The 15,400-nt window shown below is 60.8% G+C and carries 16 protein-coding genes and 1 pseudogene; 11 read left to right on the top strand and 6 right to left on the bottom strand.

The genetic code is table 11. The features are described from left to right. Positions 1-58: 58 nt before the first annotated feature. The 5 genes from H7698_RS10335 to H7698_RS10315 all read right to left on the bottom strand — a co-directional run bounded on the left by H7698_RS10335 (position 59) and on the right by H7698_RS10315 (position 3,919). On the bottom strand, positions 59-307 hold the full coding sequence (locus H7698_RS10335; RefSeq protein ID WP_162437367.1) for a type II toxin-antitoxin system prevent-host-death family antitoxin: 249 nt from the start codon (positions 305-307) through the stop codon (positions 59-61). A gap of 119 nt (positions 308-426) precedes the next feature. Next, the gene (locus tag H7698_RS10330) at positions 427-849 is read right to left on the bottom strand and encodes a bleomycin resistance protein (RefSeq protein WP_194691309.1); all 423 of its coding nucleotides are present in this window, start codon (positions 847-849) and stop codon (positions 427-429) included. 18 nt (positions 850-867) lie between these two features. Then, positions 868-2,805, bottom strand: a complete 1,938-nt coding sequence (locus H7698_RS10325) for an alkaline phosphatase D family protein (protein ID WP_194691308.1) — start codon at positions 2,803-2,805, stop codon at positions 868-870. A 78-nt stretch (positions 2,806-2,883) separates the two neighbouring features. Next, positions 2,884-3,138 (bottom strand): hypothetical protein, encoded by a 255-nt coding sequence (locus tag H7698_RS10320; protein WP_162437370.1) that lies wholly within the window; start codon positions 3,136-3,138, stop codon positions 2,884-2,886. Then, positions 3,128-3,919 (bottom strand): MlaA family lipoprotein, encoded by a 792-nt coding sequence (locus H7698_RS10315; RefSeq protein ID WP_194691307.1) that lies wholly within the window; start codon positions 3,917-3,919, stop codon positions 3,128-3,130. The genes H7698_RS10320 and H7698_RS10315 overlap by 11 nt, the downstream gene beginning before the upstream one ends. 166 nt (positions 3,920-4,085) lie before the next feature. Here H7698_RS10315 and H7698_RS10310 point away from each other — a divergent pair, with 166 nt between their 5' ends. The 10 genes and pseudogenes from H7698_RS10310 to H7698_RS10265 all read left to right on the top strand — a co-directional run bounded on the left by H7698_RS10310 (position 4,086) and on the right by H7698_RS10265 (position 13,212). Beyond that, positions 4,086-4,796, top strand: coding sequence for a response regulator (locus tag H7698_RS10310; protein ID WP_194691306.1), 711 nt, complete (start codon positions 4,086-4,088; stop codon positions 4,794-4,796). Next, positions 4,793-6,147, top strand: a pseudogene (locus H7698_RS10305) (ATP-binding protein). The gene H7698_RS10310 and the pseudogene H7698_RS10305 overlap by 4 nt, the downstream one beginning before the upstream one ends. Positions 6,148-6,217: 70 nt before the next feature. Continuing rightward, positions 6,218-6,679: a hypothetical protein gene (locus tag H7698_RS10300; RefSeq protein WP_194691305.1), complete on the top strand. Its 462-nt coding sequence runs from the start codon at positions 6,218-6,220 to the stop codon at positions 6,677-6,679. A 142-nt stretch (positions 6,680-6,821) separates the two neighbouring features. Continuing rightward, positions 6,822-7,802 carry a quinone oxidoreductase family protein gene (locus H7698_RS10295; protein ID WP_194691304.1) on the top strand — a complete coding sequence of 327 codons (981 nt, stop codon included), beginning with the start codon at positions 6,822-6,824 and terminating at the stop codon, positions 7,800-7,802. Between the two features lie 13 nt (positions 7,803-7,815). Continuing rightward, entirely contained in the window at positions 7,816-8,664 is an 849-nt protein-coding gene (locus H7698_RS10290; RefSeq protein ID WP_194691303.1) for a TauD/TfdA dioxygenase family protein, read from the top strand. A gap of 98 nt (positions 8,665-8,762) precedes the next feature. Next, positions 8,763-9,815 (top strand): 3-keto-5-aminohexanoate cleavage protein, encoded by a 1,053-nt coding sequence (locus tag H7698_RS10285; RefSeq protein ID WP_162440904.1) that lies wholly within the window; start codon positions 8,763-8,765, stop codon positions 9,813-9,815. 91 nt (positions 9,816-9,906) lie between these two features. Beyond that, positions 9,907-11,226 carry an MFS transporter gene (locus H7698_RS10280; RefSeq protein WP_194691302.1) on the top strand — a complete coding sequence of 440 codons (1,320 nt, stop codon included), beginning with the start codon at positions 9,907-9,909 and terminating at the stop codon, positions 11,224-11,226. After that, complete coding sequence (locus H7698_RS10275; RefSeq protein WP_194691301.1) at positions 11,223-11,885, top strand: DsbA family oxidoreductase; 663 nt, start codon at positions 11,223-11,225, stop codon at positions 11,883-11,885. Before H7698_RS10280 ends, H7698_RS10275 begins: the two co-directional genes overlap by 4 nt. Beyond that, complete coding sequence (locus H7698_RS10270; protein WP_162440907.1) at positions 11,882-12,205, top strand: Rieske (2Fe-2S) protein; 324 nt, start codon at positions 11,882-11,884, stop codon at positions 12,203-12,205. The genes H7698_RS10275 and H7698_RS10270 overlap by 4 nt, the downstream gene beginning before the upstream one ends. Further along, positions 12,202-13,212 carry a YeiH family protein gene (locus tag H7698_RS10265; RefSeq protein ID WP_194691300.1) on the top strand — a complete coding sequence of 337 codons (1,011 nt, stop codon included), beginning with the start codon at positions 12,202-12,204 and terminating at the stop codon, positions 13,210-13,212. The genes H7698_RS10270 and H7698_RS10265 overlap by 4 nt, the downstream gene beginning before the upstream one ends. 200 nt (positions 13,213-13,412) lie before the next feature. On the opposite strand, the gene H7698_RS10260 is transcribed toward H7698_RS10265, so the two are convergent. Then, on the bottom strand, positions 13,413-14,429 hold the full coding sequence (locus H7698_RS10260; protein ID WP_162440909.1) for an AraC family transcriptional regulator: 1,017 nt from the start codon (positions 14,427-14,429) through the stop codon (positions 13,413-13,415). A 356-nt stretch (positions 14,430-14,785) separates the two neighbouring features. Between H7698_RS10260 and H7698_RS10255 the strand changes: the two genes are divergently transcribed. Then, positions 14,786-15,352, top strand: coding sequence for an RBBP9/YdeN family alpha/beta hydrolase (locus H7698_RS10255; RefSeq protein ID WP_194691299.1), 567 nt, complete (start codon positions 14,786-14,788; stop codon positions 15,350-15,352). The last annotated feature ends 48 nt before the right edge of the window (positions 15,353-15,400 follow it).

Here is a 15,400-nt window from a genome sequence, read left to right as displayed (position 1 = left end):
TTTTGCTGGAACCACAGATAGTCGTCCCAACCCTCAGGTGTGAACTCAATATTCATTCTTAAATGAGTTGCCTGGTTCTGGTTTTCTCCGCGCGTGAATTCGCGATTGATTTGATCAGACGCTCGGCGTTGGCGGGAGAGCGCAGCAGATAAGCGGTCTCTTCCAATGCGTTGTACTCCGCCAGGGACATCATCACCACCGGCTCACCTTTTTGGCGAGTGATCAACAGCGGGGCGCGGTCTTCACTCACTCGATCCATGGTTTTGGCCAGGTGCGCCCGAGCGCTTGTGTAGTTGATGGTTTGCAAGGTAATACCTCTGAATGGTCGTTACATAACGGTGGTGTTATGCAGGGACTGAAGTATCGCCGAGTGGCCGTCGAGACGTTTCCGTGACCGATGTAGGCCCGTTCCGGTTATTTCGCCATCTAACAGGGGCGCTCCCCAAGGCTTTCCACTAACCGCACCAGATAGCCATCCGGGTCCTGCACCAGGAACTCGCGTTGGCCGACTTCCACCCTGTCGGCGCGATACCAGGTGTCGGCACAGGCGCGGAACAACGGCCATTCCACTTCGGCCAGTCGATGAAGAATCGGTTCAACTGAATCGACGGTGATCTGAAAGTTGATACCACGACCAAACGGCCTTTGCAGCGTCCCGCTAAGCCATTGCCCTTCAGCGGGATCGTATTGCTCCAGCATGAGTTGCACACCGTTGTGATCAAGGTAGGCAAATCCGACTTCCGGGCGTTCGTAGGCGATCGGAATACCGATCAGGGACGTCCAGAAATGCAGGCTTTTCCTGATGTCGGTCACCATCAGTTCGGGTACCAACTTGCTCCGTGCGAACATACATATCCTTGTTTGAAGCTAAAGAGGTGACTCGGCCTGTTCGTCCACCGGCGCAACCATCCGGGTCTTCGGTAACCCGTTTGAGTTGTGCTGATAGATGCCCTGCGGCTGGCCCTTTTCATTAAAGAACACCTGGCCGATCCCCGCCGAGTTCCACAACCGCTCGCCCGCTTCGGCGTGCTCCGGAACATGCGGAACAATGCGCATGCGCCGGCGCTTGGTCAGCCAGTTCAGCGGCGAGCGCGGGGAATAGAGCCAGCGGTTGAGACGGTCGAACCACTCCAGCAGCGTCGGCGGAAATTCATTCTTGATGCCACTGCTGGTGATCTGCCAGATTCGCGGGCCAGCCTTGCGGTGGCGGATGAAAACTTCGTAGACGAAGGAATAGTGCACATCCCCCGACAGCACCACGTAGTTACCCGGCGTTCGCGAGTGGCGGAAAATGTTCAGGATCACCTGGGCAGCACCGCGATGGGCCATCCAGTTTTCCGCATCCACCAATAGCGGATACCCGCACCAGCTGAAGACTTTCTGCACGGTTTCGATCAACTTGACGCCGAAGATGGGCGCGGGCGAAACGATGATCGCCGAGGGATGGTCCAGCAGTTCCTGCTGCAGTTCGCTGAGGGCTTCCCAGTCCAGCAGGCCCGAGGGTTGCTTGAGGTTCATCTCGCTGCGCCAGCGTCGGGTGCGGGTGTCGATGACCACCAGCGCAGGACTCGTCGGCAGTACGTAGTGCCAGTGCTGAAACTTCAGCAACTCATCGATCAAAGCATCCTGCACCGGGCTGTCGAGATAGCCGTCGTGGCCGGTCGTACTGAAGCCATCGGTCTTTTCCAGCAGCGTGCCGAACGCATCGGGATTGTTGCCCCAGCCCTGGCACAGCATGTAAGCAATCAGCGCGTTACCGATGATGCGTTTGGAGAACGGATGGCCGTAGGCCGTTTCCTCCCATTGCGCAGAAAGATTCCAGTCATCGGTAATGTCGTGATCGTCGAAAATCATCAGGCAAGGCAAGTGCGCGAACGCCCGCGCGACACCGCCCAGACCGGCCTTGAAACCGTCGATGCGCGTCTGTTCCAGCGCGTAACGTTTCTGTCGTTCGGGGTTGAGTTGCGGTGGTGTGGGGGCGATCAGGGTCCAGGGTGTCGGCGACCACACCAGGAGGTACATCGCCATGACTTCGGCGAAGGTCACCAGGTGGTTGTCGGCACTGCTGCTGGTGAAAATCGGCTTGCGCGCACCGCCGAAAAATCGCTCGCGCAACGTCTCGTTGCTCTCAAGCGCCGGTAACAAATCCGCACGGTGGTAATAACTGGCCGAGTGCTCATAGAGCTTGGCGCTGTCGCTGACCACCGCCCCTTCAAGGTGCTCGCCAAACAACCCCAGCCGTTCAATCAGTGTATGGATGGCGCGCAACATGGGCCCGGCGACGTCGTCGGCGTACACCTGGTCGCCGCTCATCATCAACAAGGCCGGGCGTTCCGTGGCTTCATGGGTTGATGCCAGCAATTGATCGACGCAGAGCAAGCCGTCGGTGGCGGGGTGATGGGGTTTGCGACAAGAGCCATGCAGCAACTGATCGATCCGCGAACGCAGCACGAAATTCGGACAGCGTGCGTCGCCATACAGCAGATGCGGTGCCCACTCGGCGATCCCGGTGGCGGTGTCGTCGATCAGCAGGTCGTACTCGATCAACGTGTCCCAGGGCAGGGTGGTGTCCAGCGGCACATCGATCAAATGAACGAAGGCATGACGACCGACAGGAATGATCGTGCATTGTCCGGCGTCGAGGCGAATATCGCCGACATCCTGCAGACGCAACGTCAGCCCCAACGCCCGGGTTCCTACGAGCCACAGCACCAGCCGCGCAGGCTCCAGCCGCCGCAACAGCGGTCCGGCCAGAACCGGTGGCAGTAATTGATCAGCGTCGGGCAGGGGCAAAGACATGGACATCCGGATTCGTCGTACACAGAGGCGCAGGATAATAGCGCAGGTGATGTCAATGAATTGCAAACGCTTGCACGGCAACCGTCATCGTGGCGAATTATCCGCTTTCACCACGTCCACCTCGCCATTCGCCACTAACCAGCGAAACAAATCACTCACCGACACTGTATGGCTGCGTTCAATCCAGCGCACCAGCGCCGGGCCGTAATGCTCGGTGTAGCGGCTGAGCACCAGGTGTCGACAGTCGTCTGACAGGCGCAGGGTAATTTCCCGACAGTGCAGGGTGGACGGGTCCTGCCGCGTCACCCGCTGTTGCAGCACCACGCTTTCAGAAGCCATCGGCGGGCGCTCCTGTGCACTGGGAGGTGGTTTTGTCCGGGGAACCTCGTTGGCCATCGATGATGAAATCGGCGCGATGCTCGGCGACCACGTTACGCAGCGCGCTGTAGTAGTCCGGCAGTTTTTGCAGGCTGTCGGTCAGCGGCAAGGCCTCTGCGCGCCCATCGATGGTGCCGCCGACCAGGTTGACGGTGGACAGTGTCTCTACAGTGTCGCTGTTGCTGCCGAACGGATCGACCACAAAGCTCAACACACGTCCGGCCGCGTCGCGGCTGTTGGAGGTGCCGAGCAAAGGCAGTTCGACGATCGGCCCGTTGGCGATGCCCCACACGCCAAAGGTCTGGCCAAAGTCCGCTGTGTGCCGCGCAATGCCGACTTTGCCGGAAACATCGATTAGCCCGACTACACCGACGGTGGTGTTCAACGCGAAACGCCCCAGGGTATTGACCGAACGCATCGGATTGCCTTGCAACAGGTCGTTGATGAAGACCTTGGGCTCGCCAAAGTTCGCCACAAAGTTATGCACTCCCGTCTGGAAAAAATCCGGCATGTAGCGGTAGCCGCGAGCGACCGGCGCCAACGCATAATCGTCCACCACCCGGTTAAACGCGAAGACCCCGCGATTGAACGGCTCCGCCGGGTCGTAAACGGTGTAGGCGATGTCGGCGCAACCGACATCAGCGGGGGGTGATGGCTGGCTGCTGCAACCCGCCAGTCCGGCGGTGAGCATGGCAATCGAGGTAGTGCGGACCAGCCAGGGGGTACATCTCAAAGGCAACATGAACGCAAGTCTCGTGAGGAATTCGCTGCGATGCTGGCCCCCGAGCCTTGCGCAAAGATGTCCGGTTTATTGCGCCGTTGACGCTTTATTGCAGAATTGAAATATATGACGCGCTGCCGTGAATGGTTTTAGATGGCGGTTCTATTCGGCCCTTAAGTGACCTTCGGTGAACAGCCTTTTAATTGTCGACGACGACCTCGAAGTCCTCGATCTGCTGAAAAAATTCTTCGTGCAGCACGGCTACAGCGTCCAGGTCGCCACCGACGGCGCGTCGTTGTGGGCCGCCATCGAGCGACAGCCGCCGGACCTGATCATTCTTGACGTTATGTTGCCCGGCGACAGCGGGCTGATCCTGTGCCAGCAACTGCGCATTCGCCACACGATTCCCGTGATCATGCTGACCGCCATGGGCGAGCTCAGCGACCGGGTGGTCGGCCTGGAGCTGGGCGCCGACGATTACCTGACCAAGCCGTTCGACGCCCGTGAATTGCTGGCCCGGGTGCGTGCGGTGCTGCGTCGGGTGGACGAACGCCGTCCAGTGATTCAGGAGCGCGCAAGGCCGCTGATCGACTTCGCCGACTGGCACCTCGACGTCACGCGCCGTGAATTACGTTCCCCGGACAACGTGATGATCCCGCTGTCGGCGGGCGAGTTCGACCTGTTGCTGGTCTTCATCGAACACCCGCAACGCATCCTCACCCGCGAACAATTGCTCGACCTCGCGCGGGGGCATTGTCATGACGCGTTCGACCGCAGCATCGACGTGCAGGTCAGCCGACTGCGGCGCAAACTAGAGTCGGATACCAAGCGCCCGGCGATGATTCGCACCGTGCGCAATGGCGGTTACCTGTTCACCCCCAGCGTGACGCGGCGATGAACTGGCTGAGACGATTGCGCCGGGACACCGTGGCGGGCTGGATTGCCTTGACCATCATCCTGGCCATGCTCATTTCATTGGCGCTCAACGGGCTGTTCATTCAGTTGGCCGGCGTCTGGGCGCGCCCGCCGCTGACCGAAATCGGCCTGCTGGAAAAGGCCGCCGCCATCACCCGGGTCATTGATTCCGCCCCGGCACCGTTGCGCAGTCAGTTGGCGCAAGCCGCCAGCGAAAAGGGCTTCACCGCCAGTTGGCACCCCGATCGACGCGAGCTCGATCTGCCGCCGCCGGAAGACCCGGATTCTGAAATCGGCATGAGCATTTTGCGGCCATTGCTCAACTCCCCTGATCGACGCATCGACGCATCGAAGCCTATGAGCCGTCTGACTGGACCGAGCACCCGGCCAATGCGCATTACGCGCTGCTGATCGAGCTGTCGGATTCGACCTGGCTGATGTTCTCGGCGCCTTCACGCAGTTGGGGGCTCGACGAAGCGCCGCGTTACCTGATCGTCATCCTGCTGGTGCTGATCTCCACGGCGCTGGTCGCCTTGATCGCCACCCGCCGCCTCGCCACACCCTTGCAGCGCTTCGCCGAGGGCGCCCGGCGCTTTGGCGTCGACTTTCGCGCCCCGCCCATCGAGCCTCTTGGCCCGCAGGAAATCCGCCAGGCCATCCTCGCCTTCAACGCCATGCAGGCCCAGTTGCAGCACTTCATCCGCGACCGAACGCAAATGCTCGCCGCCATCTCCCACGACCTGCGCGCGCCCCTGACGCGGATGCGCTTGCGGGGTGAATTCATTGAAGACGGCGAGCAACAGCAACGGCTGTTTCGCGACGTGGATGAGATGCAGGCGATGATCAATTCGGCGCTGGAATTCTTCCGTGATGACGCGCGCCTTGAACCGGCGACCCAGTTCGATTTGGCTGAACTGTTGCAAACTCTGCTGGATGATTATCGCGATCAAGGTGTCGACATTGCCTTCAGTGGACCGCTGAGGCTGGTGTATTTCGGGCGGCCGCTGGGACTCAAACGGGTGATGACCAACCTGCTGGACAACGCGATCAAGTACGGCAAGGAACCGGCCATTGAGCTGATGTCCGATGCCGGCCAGGTGCGGATCAACGTGCTGGATAGCGGGCCGGGCATTCCCCAGGCCAGTCTTGAACAGGTGTTTGCGCCGTTCTTTCGCATGGAAGGCTCGCGCAACCGAAGCACGGGCGGTGTGGGGCTGGGATTGTCGGCGGCGCGGGCGATTGTGCTGGAGCATGGCGGCGAATTGAAACTCAGGAATCGACCGAAAGGCGGCTTGGTAGCGGCGGTGGTTTTACCGGTGCAACCCGGTGCATGATTCGGGCTACAGTGATCTATCCAGACACCTTGCGAGCGCTCGGGAAGGCGCTGACCAACGGAGAGCATCCATGAACAGAATCATCCTGCCGGCACTGGCCGTTTTGCTGTTTGCGCAATCCCCGGCCTATGCCATCAACGACAAATACCGCAAACAACTGGAGCAATCGGGCTGCACCCAGGTCAGCGAAGCCCAGGGCTGTGATATCCACAAGTCCAAGGCTGAAAACGCCAAGGCCGGGTTCAGCAATCCGCAGGCACCTGCCGCCGACAGCGCCAATCCGCCGACCCCTTACGCCGGGCAATGGGTCGCCAAGAGTGACACTGGCGCGACCGTCGCGACCATCCGTATCGACGCCAGGGAGAGGGTTTGGGTCAACGGTGAACGGGTCAACGTCAAACGCACCGACGGCGCGCTGCAGTTCCGTCAGGGCAAGCTCACCTTCACCATTCAGGGGGATCGTCGCCTCAAGGATGAAGACTATTGGACCGACAGCGATGCCGGGACCAAAGGGCCGATTCAGGTCGAGTAGCTCTGGCCGGCAGGGCAGGTCTGTCATCAAATGAAAAGCCATTGTCGTCTGATGAGAAGCATCTCAACAGGCCTCGACCTACAGTCCAATCAGCGCAATTCGATGCAACACGCCCATATTGCAGATTGGAGAATAAGAAAAAATGGCCAAAGCCGTACGCTTCTACGAAACCGGTGGTCCCGAAGTTCTACGTTATGAGGACGTCGAGGTCGGCGATCCCGGTCCTGGCCAGGTTCGTCTTCGTCATGTGGCGGTCGGCCTGAACTATGCCGACACCTACTTTCGCAACGGCACCTACCCGATTCCGATGCCCAATGGCATGGGCGTCGAAGCGTCGGGTGTCGTCCAGTCCGTTGGCGAAGGGGTGACCAACGTTCAGGTGGGGGATCGTGTCACCTACACCGGTTTTCTCAACACCCTCGGCGCCTACAGCACCGAACGCCTGATCTCGGCCGAGCCGCTGATCAAACTGCCGGAAACCATCAGCTTCGAAACCGCCGCCGCGATGACCATGCGTGGCTTGACCTCGTCGTACCTGATGCGCCGCATCTATGACTTCAAGGCCGGCGACAGCATCCTGTTGCATGCCGCCGCCGGGGGCGTTGGCCTGATCGTTTCGCAGTGGGCCAAACTGCTGGGGCTGAACGTGATTGGCACCGTATCGACTGAACAAAAAGGCGAAATCGCCAAGGCTCACGGTTGCGACCATGTGATCAATTACAGCCATGAAGACGTCGCTTCGCGCGTTCGTGAACTGACCGACGGTGTCGGCGTCAACGTGGTGTTCGACAGTGTTGGCAAGAACACCTTCGCCGGCTCCCTGGACTCGCTGAAACGCCGTGGCCTGATGGTCTGCGTCGGAACGGCCTCCGGCCCGATCCCCGAGTTCAACCCTGTGTTGCTGGCAATGAAGGGCTCGCTGTTCATGACGCGCCCGGCGCTGGCCGACTACATCGCCGACCCGGCGGAAAAAGCCGCCCTGGCCGGTGAATTGTTCGACCTCGTTGGCAGCGGCCGGATCAAGATCGAGATCAACCAGCACTACGCTCTGCAAGACGCCGTGCAGGCCCATCGCGATCTTGAATCCCGCAAGACTACCGGCTCGTCAATCTTCGTCATTTAAGGAGCTGCCAGCCATGAAAGTCGAACAATTGACCTGCAACATTGGCGCCGAACTGATCGGCGTCAACCTGGCTGACGCGGTGCATGACAACGACCTGTTTGCCGAAATCCGTGCCCAGTTGCTCAAGCATCGCGTGGTGTTTCTGCGCGATCAGGACATCACTCGCGCCGAACACGTGGCCTTCGCCCGGCGCTTCGGCGAACTGGAAGATCACCCGGTGGTGGGCAGCGATCCGGACCATCCGGGGCTGGTGCGTATCTACAAGACCCCGGAACATCCAGCAGACCGCTATGAAAACGCCTGGCACACCGACGCCACCTGGCGCGAGGCGCCGCCGATGGGCTGTGTGCTGCGCTGTGTGGAATGTCCTCCAGTCGGCGGCGACACCATGTGGGCCAACATGGTCCAGGCCTATGCCAACTTGCCGGAAGACGTGAAGCTGAAGATTGCCGACTTGCGTGCTCGTCACAGCATCGAGGCAAGTTTCGGCGCCGCCATGCCTGTCGAGAAACGTCTGGCGCTCAAGGCGATGTACCCGGATGCCGAACACCCGGTGGTGCGCATTCACCCGGAGACCGGCGAGAAGGTGCTGTTCGTCAACTCTTTCACGACCCACTTCAGCAACTTCCACACGCCGGACCGTGTGCGCTTCGGCCAGGACTTCACCCATGGTACGTCCGAGCTGCTGCGCTACCTGACCAATCAGGCCAGCATCCCCGAGTATCAAGTGCGCTGGCGCTGGAAGCCCAACAGCATCGCCATCTGGGACAACCGCAGTACCCAGCATTACGCCGTCATGGACTACCCGGCCTGCCATCGCAAGATGGAGCGCGCCGGGATCATCGGCGAAAAGACCTACTGATCCACCGCTTCTGCATTAGCTCTCGTAAACACGCCTGCCCGGTGCGACCCCGGGTGGGCGGGACAATCATAAGAACTGGCATAAGAACTGGAGTAACCATGCAATTCTTCGACGATTCCCTGCACCCCGAAAACATGGAAAAAGTGGTCATCACCGTGGCCCCTTACGGCCCGGAGTGGATGCCTGAAGACTTCCCTGAAGACATCCCGCTGACCATGGATGAGCAGGTCCAGAAAGCAGTCGATTGCTATGAAGCCGGCGCCACCGTATTGCACCTGCACGTGCGTGAGCTGGATGGCAAGGGTTCCAAGCGCCTGTCGAAATTCAACGAGCTGATCGCCGGTGTGCGTGAAGCCGTGCCGGACATGATCATTCAGGTCGGCGGCTCGATTTCCTTTGCCCCGGAAAGCGATGGCGAAGCGGCCAAGTGGCTGTCCGACGACACCCGCCACATGCTGGCCGAGCTGACGCCGAAACCGGATCAGGTCACGGTGGCGATCAACACCACCCAGATGAACATCATGGAGTTGCTGTACCCGGAGTACCTGAAGGGCACTTCCCTGGATAACCCGATGATCCACGCCGCCTACAGCGAAATGACCGTACCGGCCGGCCCGGCCTGGGTTGCCGAGCACCTCAAGCGCCTGATGGACAACGGCATCCAGCCGCACTTTCAGCTGACCGGCATGCACGCCCTGGAAACCCTTGAGCGCCTGGTGCGCCGAGGTGTCTACAAGGGCCCGCTGAACCTGACCTGGATCGGCATCGGCGGTGGTTTCGACGGCCCGAACCCGTTCAACTTCTTCAACTTCATCCACCGCGCGCCGGACGGTTGCACCCTGACCTCCGAGTCGCTGCTCAAGAACGTCATGCCGTTCAACACCATGTCGATGGCCATGGGCATGCACCCGCGCGTGGGCAATGAAGACACTATCATTGATCACAAGGGCGACCGTTTCGGCTCGGTGGCGCAGATCCAGCAAACCGTGCGCATTGCCCACGAACTGGGTCGTGAAATTGCCACCGGCAAAGAAGCCCGCGAGATCTATCGTATTGGCGTTCAGTACGAAACGATCGAGCAAACCCTGTTGGCCAACGGTATGGCCCCGAACCGCAAGGCCGGGCAAAAAGGTGTGCCGCAACGCGGCTGACCGACACGGTGAACGGGCGGCCGTGACCGCTCGTTCGCCGTATAGCAACACGCTTGATAAAAAAAATAAAACGAAGCTCTGAGGAGGCTGCATGGCCTTTCACACAATCGCCGCCGACGATGACGACGTAGGTTGCGTCGGCGTTACGCGCCAATATGCCTGGATCGTCTTTGCCTTGACGTTCGGCCTGTTGATTTCCGATTACATGTCGCGTCAGGTACTGAACGCGGTGTTCCCCCTGCTCAAAAGCGAGTGGGCGCTGAGTGACGGTCAGCTCGGTCTGCTCAGTGGCATTGTCGCCCTGATGGTCGGCCTTCTGACGTTTCCCCTGTCGTTGCTGGCGGACCGCTTCGGCCGGGTCAAGAGCCTGGCGCTGATGGCGTTTTTGTGGAGCGTCGCGACCCTGGGCTGCGCGTTGGCCCAGGACTATCAACAGATGTTCATCGCGCGATTCATGGTCGGCGTTGGCGAAGCCGCCTATGGCAGCGTCGGCATCGCGGTGGTGATTTCGGTGTTCCCCAAACACATGCGCGCCACCCTGGCGAGTGCCTTCATGGCCGGCGGCATGTTCGGTTCGGTACTGGGCATGGCCTTGGGCGGTGCGATTGCCGCCAAGCTGGGCTGGCGCTGGTCGTTCGCCGGCATGTCGTTGTTCGGGCTGGTGCTGGCGATGCTGTATCCGCTCATCGTCAAGGAAGCGCGCATCGCTCCGAAGCGTGTGGCCAAGGCCGTTGCCGAGGTCAAGCGACCGCTGCGCACGTTGTGGTCCAGCCGTTCGGTGGTCGCCACTTACGTCGCCAGCGGCTTGCAGTTGTTCGTCGGCGGCACGGTGATGGTGTGGATTCCCAGCTACCTCAACCGCTACTACGACATGCCTACGGACAAGGCTGGCGGCATGGCGGCCATCATCGTGTTGTGCAGCGGTACGGGAATGATTCTGTGCGGCATCCTCAGCGATCGCCTGTGCCGTCACTCGCCGGAGCGCAAGGTCAGCCTGGCCATCGGCTTTTGTCTGGGCAGTTGCCTGTTGCTGTCGGCGGCTTTCGCTTTGCAGGCGGGGCCGGTGCAACTGCTGCTGATCTGCCTGGGCATGGCGATTGCGACCGGCACAACCGGCCCTTGCGGCGCGATGGTCGCCAACCTGACCCATTACTCGGTGCACGGCACGGCGTTCGCCACGTTGACCCTTGCCAACAACATGCTGGGGCTGGCGCCGGGACCGTTTATTACTGGCCGGGTGTCTGACCTCATCGGTCTGCATGCCGCGTTTCAACTGGTGCCGCTGGTGAGTCTCGCGGCTGCCGCAGTGTTCTTCTACGCCAAGTGTCATTACCACAAAGATATTGCCCGGCTTCAGGGACAGAGCGTCGCTCATCCCGTCGGCGAAACCGGGTTAGAGGTGAAGTTGTGAGTCGTCGTTTAGAGATTGATGTGTTTTTTGATTTTATCTGCCCCTGGTGCCTGATCGGCAAACGTCAGCTGGAGCATGCGCAGGTGCAGTTTCGCAGCCGCCATCCGGATGTGCAGATCAACACGGTGTGGCATGGCGTGCAGTTGTTGCCGCAGCTGCCTGCGGAGGGTGAGCCCTTCGCCGACTTCTATCGCAAACGCCTGGGCAGTGCCAGCGCCATGACCATGCGCCAGGCCCAGGTGCAGCAGGCTGCCAGCGCCGTTGGACTGAACATTGATCTCAGTCGCATCGAGACGATGCCCAACACCGCTGACGCCCATCGTATGTTCGAACGCGTCAGCGCGCTGGGCAATGCGGCTCAGCGTGAAATGTTGCTGGAACGGCTGTTCGCCGCGTATTTCCTCAGGCGCGAAAACCTGGGTAACCGTGAAACCTTGCTCGCCATTGCCAGCGCCTGCGGCATTGAAGCCGCACGGGTGATCGATTGCCTGAAGGGCGACGGCACGCCTTTTGAAGGATCCCCCGGTGCCACCAGTGGCGTACCGAGTTTCCAGTTCGATCGCCGCGTGACGGTGATCGGTGCGCAACCGGCTCAGGCTCTGCTCGGGGCCATGAACGAAGCGCTGAAGGAAAGCGAGCGCGAGCGTCAGTCGGCATGACCCGGCGCATACCCGTACCTGCCGGGAAACACCCGCAGGCCGGTGGTCGAGCGCTGTTCGAATTCGAAGACAAAAGCCTGGCGTTGTTCAACGTCGATGGGCAGCTGTTTGCCATCGATGACAGTTGCCCGCATCAAGGGGCTTCGCTGTGTGGCGGGCGACTGGAAGGGCGGGTGATTCAGTGTTGCGCCCACGGGCTGCGCTTCAATTTGCACACGGGTTACCTGCTCAATTCCACCCAGGTCAAAGTCAACAACTACCCGGTCGAGATCATCGACGACCAGGCGTTTATCGTCATTACCGAGGAGTCCGCGCCATGAGCGCCATTGCGCTGACCCGTCTCCACAGTCGCACGCGCGAACTGGTGCCGGGTTTTATCGTCAGCTTGATCGTGGCGGCCGCCGCGTCGTTTTTGTCCGAGCACTACGGTGCGCCGGTGATGTTGTTTGCCTTGTTGCTGGGGATGGCGCTGAACTTCCTCGCCGACGACGGCCCGTGCAAGGCCGGTGTCGAATTCACCGCGCGCACGGTGCTGCGTATTGGTGTGGCGCTGTTGGGCATGCGCATCACCCTGGAGCAGATGGCGGCGCTGGGCTGGAAGCCGATTGCACTGGTGGTGATTCTGGTGGTGGTGACCATCGGCGCTTCCGTGATCGCGGCCAAGGCGATGGGGTTTCAGCGGTTGTTCGGCATGCTCACCGGCGGCGCAACGGCGATCTGCGGTGCCTCGGCAGCATTGGCGCTGGCGGCGGCGTTGCCGAATCATCCACAGAAAGAGCGGGCGACGTTGTTCACGGTGATTGGCGTTTCGGCGTTGTCGACCCTGGCGATGATTGTCTACCCGATGATTGCCAACTGGCTGGAATTGTCGCCGCAGGTCGCGGGGGTGTTCCTTGGCGCGACCATCCACGATGTCGCCCAAGTGGTCGGTGCCGGGTACAGCATGTCGACCGAGACGGGTGATACGGCGACGGTGGTCAAGCTGATGCGTGTTGCCATGCTGCTGCCAGTGATCGTCACCGCGGCGATGATCACCCGCATGCAAGGTGCCGATCCGACAGGTAAGCGACCGCCGTTGCTGCCGTGGTTTGCGGTCGGGTTTCTGATTCTGGCCTGCATCAACAGCACCGGCTGGATCGCCCCGGCGGTACAGGGTTCGGTCAATGAACTGTCGCGCTGGTGCCTGGTGGTTTCGATCAGCGCCCTAGGCATGAAGACCCGCCTGAAAGAGCTGGCGTCGGTCGGCATCAAACCGATCCTGCTGATGGTGGGGGAGACTGTGTTTCTTGTCGTGCTGGTGCTGCTGTTACTGCGGTGGGGCATATAACAACCCCTTGTAGCAGCTGGCGAAGCCTTCGTTCGAGGACGCAGTCCTCGTAAAACCGGGGTTCGCGGTGCATCGGCAAGACGACTGCTACGCAGCCGAACGCAGCCTCGCCGGGGCTCGGCAGCTGCTACAGGGAATGCATTTCAATTCGCTCTTTACGGCGTCTGTGCCAGCAGTCGCCGTTTTTTTTTTGCCGTGGATCAGGTCGGTTTTGTACCGGCCTGTTTTTGTGCGCGCCATGTGGCGGGCGGCATGCCGAACTGGGTGATGAACCAGCGGGTGAAGGAGCTGGCCATGGAGTAGCCGAGCATGTCGGCGATGCGGCTGAGGGGGTAGTTCGGGTTGTCCAGGTAGCGCAGCACCAGGTCGCGGCGCACGTCGTTGATCACATCGTTGAAGGCGCAGCCATCATCCTTCAGACGTCGCTGCAGGGTGCGTACGTTCATGCCCTGGCTCTGGGCAACCTGCTCGATGGTGGCGCGGCCCATGGGCAGCAGCAGGTAGATGGCCTTGCGCACCTCGAACAGCATCGAGGCGCCTTCGTGGCCTTGCAGCGAGTCGAGGTAGCTCTGGGCATAGCGGGCCATGGCCGGGTCGGCATTGGGGTTGGCCATGTCGAGGCTGGTGTCGGGGCAGACGATGCCATTGAACTCGCTGCCGAACTCCAGCTTGCAGCCGAACAGTCGTCGATGCAGCTGCAGGTTGTCCGGCGGCTGGTGCATGAAATTGACGCTGTAGGGATGCCAGTGCGACCCGAGCAGCGCGGCGCACAGGCGGAACATCACGCCAATCGCCAACTCCGTGGCCTGGCGGCTGGGCATGGGCGTTTCAGTGACTACCTCTTCGCGAATGATCACCATCTTGCCGGCCTCTTCAATGAAGATGGCCAGCGAATTGTTCATCAGGTGCCGGTAGTGCAATACCACCTGCAAGGCATCGCGCAGGGTGCGTTGGTGGCTGAGCAACAGACTGACCACGCCGAAGTCCGAGAGCTGGCGTGATTCGGCCATGCTCAGGCCGAAACTCTGGCAGCCACTGGCCGCCGCTGAGCTCTCCAGCAGACGCACGGCGGAATCGATGGGGATGCGGCTTTCAGGCGCTTGCAATTGGGCCTTGCTCAGGCCGACGTCAGCCATGACATCGCGCGGGTTGAATCCCAGGTACTGGGTGACCTCCAGGTAGTTGGTCAGTACAGCTGCGCGAACAAGCTTGGGCATGCGTGGGTTTCCCTGGGCCGATGACGATTGGCGTGAGCGTGGCGACTATATCCAGCGCATCGTCCGTTGAACAGTTGCGCTGTTGCCGATGGTTCGTCAGTCGCCCCGTCGCCAATGAGCGGCGCTGCGGTGAGCAGTCGAGCCTCATCCGTTGATTACAGTGACCCTGCGCCCACCCGCGGGGTTTTTCGACCAGCGGTCAGCGCCGCTGAAGTGTCCGACAATCTGTCATGAAAAGAAAAGTGGCTGACGTCCAATGTAAAGCACCCCGGGTGGCCGCTCTCTAATGTCGACACTACAAAAAGCCCCTGGCGAAAACAGCCAGTCGAGATATCGAGAAAGCGAAGGTGTTGACCGTGGACAAATTGCAAACCGCCGCCACCGTTCTGATCGTACCGGGTCTGCGCGAGCACGTTGCCGAGCATTGGCAAACGTTGCTGGAAGCCAGGCTCGCCAAGGTACGCAGCGTTGCGCCGCTGGAGACCGACAAGCTCGACTGCATGGCGCGCGTGCGGGCGATCCAGCACGAGCTGGAGCAGATCGACGGTCCGGTGATCCTGGTTGCCCACAGCGCCGGCGTACTGATGGTTGCGCACTGGGCGGCGCATTTCAGCCGTCCGATCAAGGGCGCGCTGCTGGCCGCGCCGCCGGACCTCGATGCCGTCTGGCCGTCAAACTACCCCTCTTCCGAAACCCTCAGCCGCCACGGCTGGAACCCGTTGCCTCAACGCCCGTTGCCGTTTCGCAGCATCGTGGCCGGCAGCACCAATGATCACCTCGCCAGTTTCTCCGCCGTGACCCGCATGGCTGAAAACTGGGGCGCCGAATTGCTCGATCTGGGCGATGTCGGTCATCTCAATCCGGCCGCAGGATTTGGCCACTGGGCGCAAGCCGAAGCACTCATCCTGCAACTGGATCGTTAGAACAAGGAGCTGGACTGGCAGTACGCCAACCGGCATTTGCCCTCATTC

It is taken from the genome of Pseudomonas sp. p50(2008) (genome assembly GCF_015351605.1).
GTDB lineage: Bacteria > Pseudomonadota > Gammaproteobacteria > Pseudomonadales > Pseudomonadaceae > Aquipseudomonas.
The sequence above is the reverse complement of the archived record's forward strand: the minus strand, read 5'-3'. Positions and strand labels throughout refer to the sequence as shown.

What these genes read in the sequence shown, in the direction of transcription:
- H7698_RS10300 (WP_194691305.1), top strand. Translation starts at nt 6,218, where the DNA reads ATGAACAGAATCATCCTGCCGGCACTGGCCGTTTTGCTGTTTGCGCAA.
- H7698_RS10295 (WP_194691304.1), top strand. Translation starts at nt 6,822, where the DNA reads ATGGCCAAAGCCGTACGCTTCTACGAAACCGGTGGTCCCGAAGTTCTA.
- H7698_RS10285 (WP_162440904.1), top strand. Translation starts at nt 8,763, where the DNA reads ATGCAATTCTTCGACGATTCCCTGCACCCCGAAAACATGGAAAAAGTG.
- H7698_RS10260 (WP_162440909.1), bottom strand. Translation starts at nt 14,429, where the DNA reads ATGCCCAAGCTTGTTCGCGCAGCTGTACTGACCAACTACCTGGAGGTC.
- H7698_RS10265 (WP_194691300.1), top strand. Translation starts at nt 12,202, where the DNA reads ATGAGCGCCATTGCGCTGACCCGTCTCCACAGTCGCACGCGCGAACTG.
- H7698_RS10320 (WP_162437370.1), bottom strand. Translation starts at nt 3,138, where the DNA reads ATGGCTTCTGAAAGCGTGGTGCTGCAACAGCGGGTGACGCGGCAGGAC.
- H7698_RS10270 (WP_162440907.1), top strand. Translation starts at nt 11,882, where the DNA reads ATGACCCGGCGCATACCCGTACCTGCCGGGAAACACCCGCAGGCCGGT.
- H7698_RS10290 (WP_194691303.1), top strand. Translation starts at nt 7,816, where the DNA reads ATGAAAGTCGAACAATTGACCTGCAACATTGGCGCCGAACTGATCGGC.
- H7698_RS10330 (WP_194691309.1), bottom strand. Translation starts at nt 849, where the DNA reads ATGTTCGCACGGAGCAAGTTGGTACCCGAACTGATGGTGACCGACATC.
- H7698_RS10280 (WP_194691302.1), top strand. Translation starts at nt 9,907, where the DNA reads ATGGCCTTTCACACAATCGCCGCCGACGATGACGACGTAGGTTGCGTC.
- H7698_RS10315 (WP_194691307.1), bottom strand. Translation starts at nt 3,919, where the DNA reads ATGTTGCCTTTGAGATGTACCCCCTGGCTGGTCCGCACTACCTCGATT.
- H7698_RS10325 (WP_194691308.1), bottom strand. Translation starts at nt 2,805, where the DNA reads ATGTCCATGTCTTTGCCCCTGCCCGACGCTGATCAATTACTGCCACCG.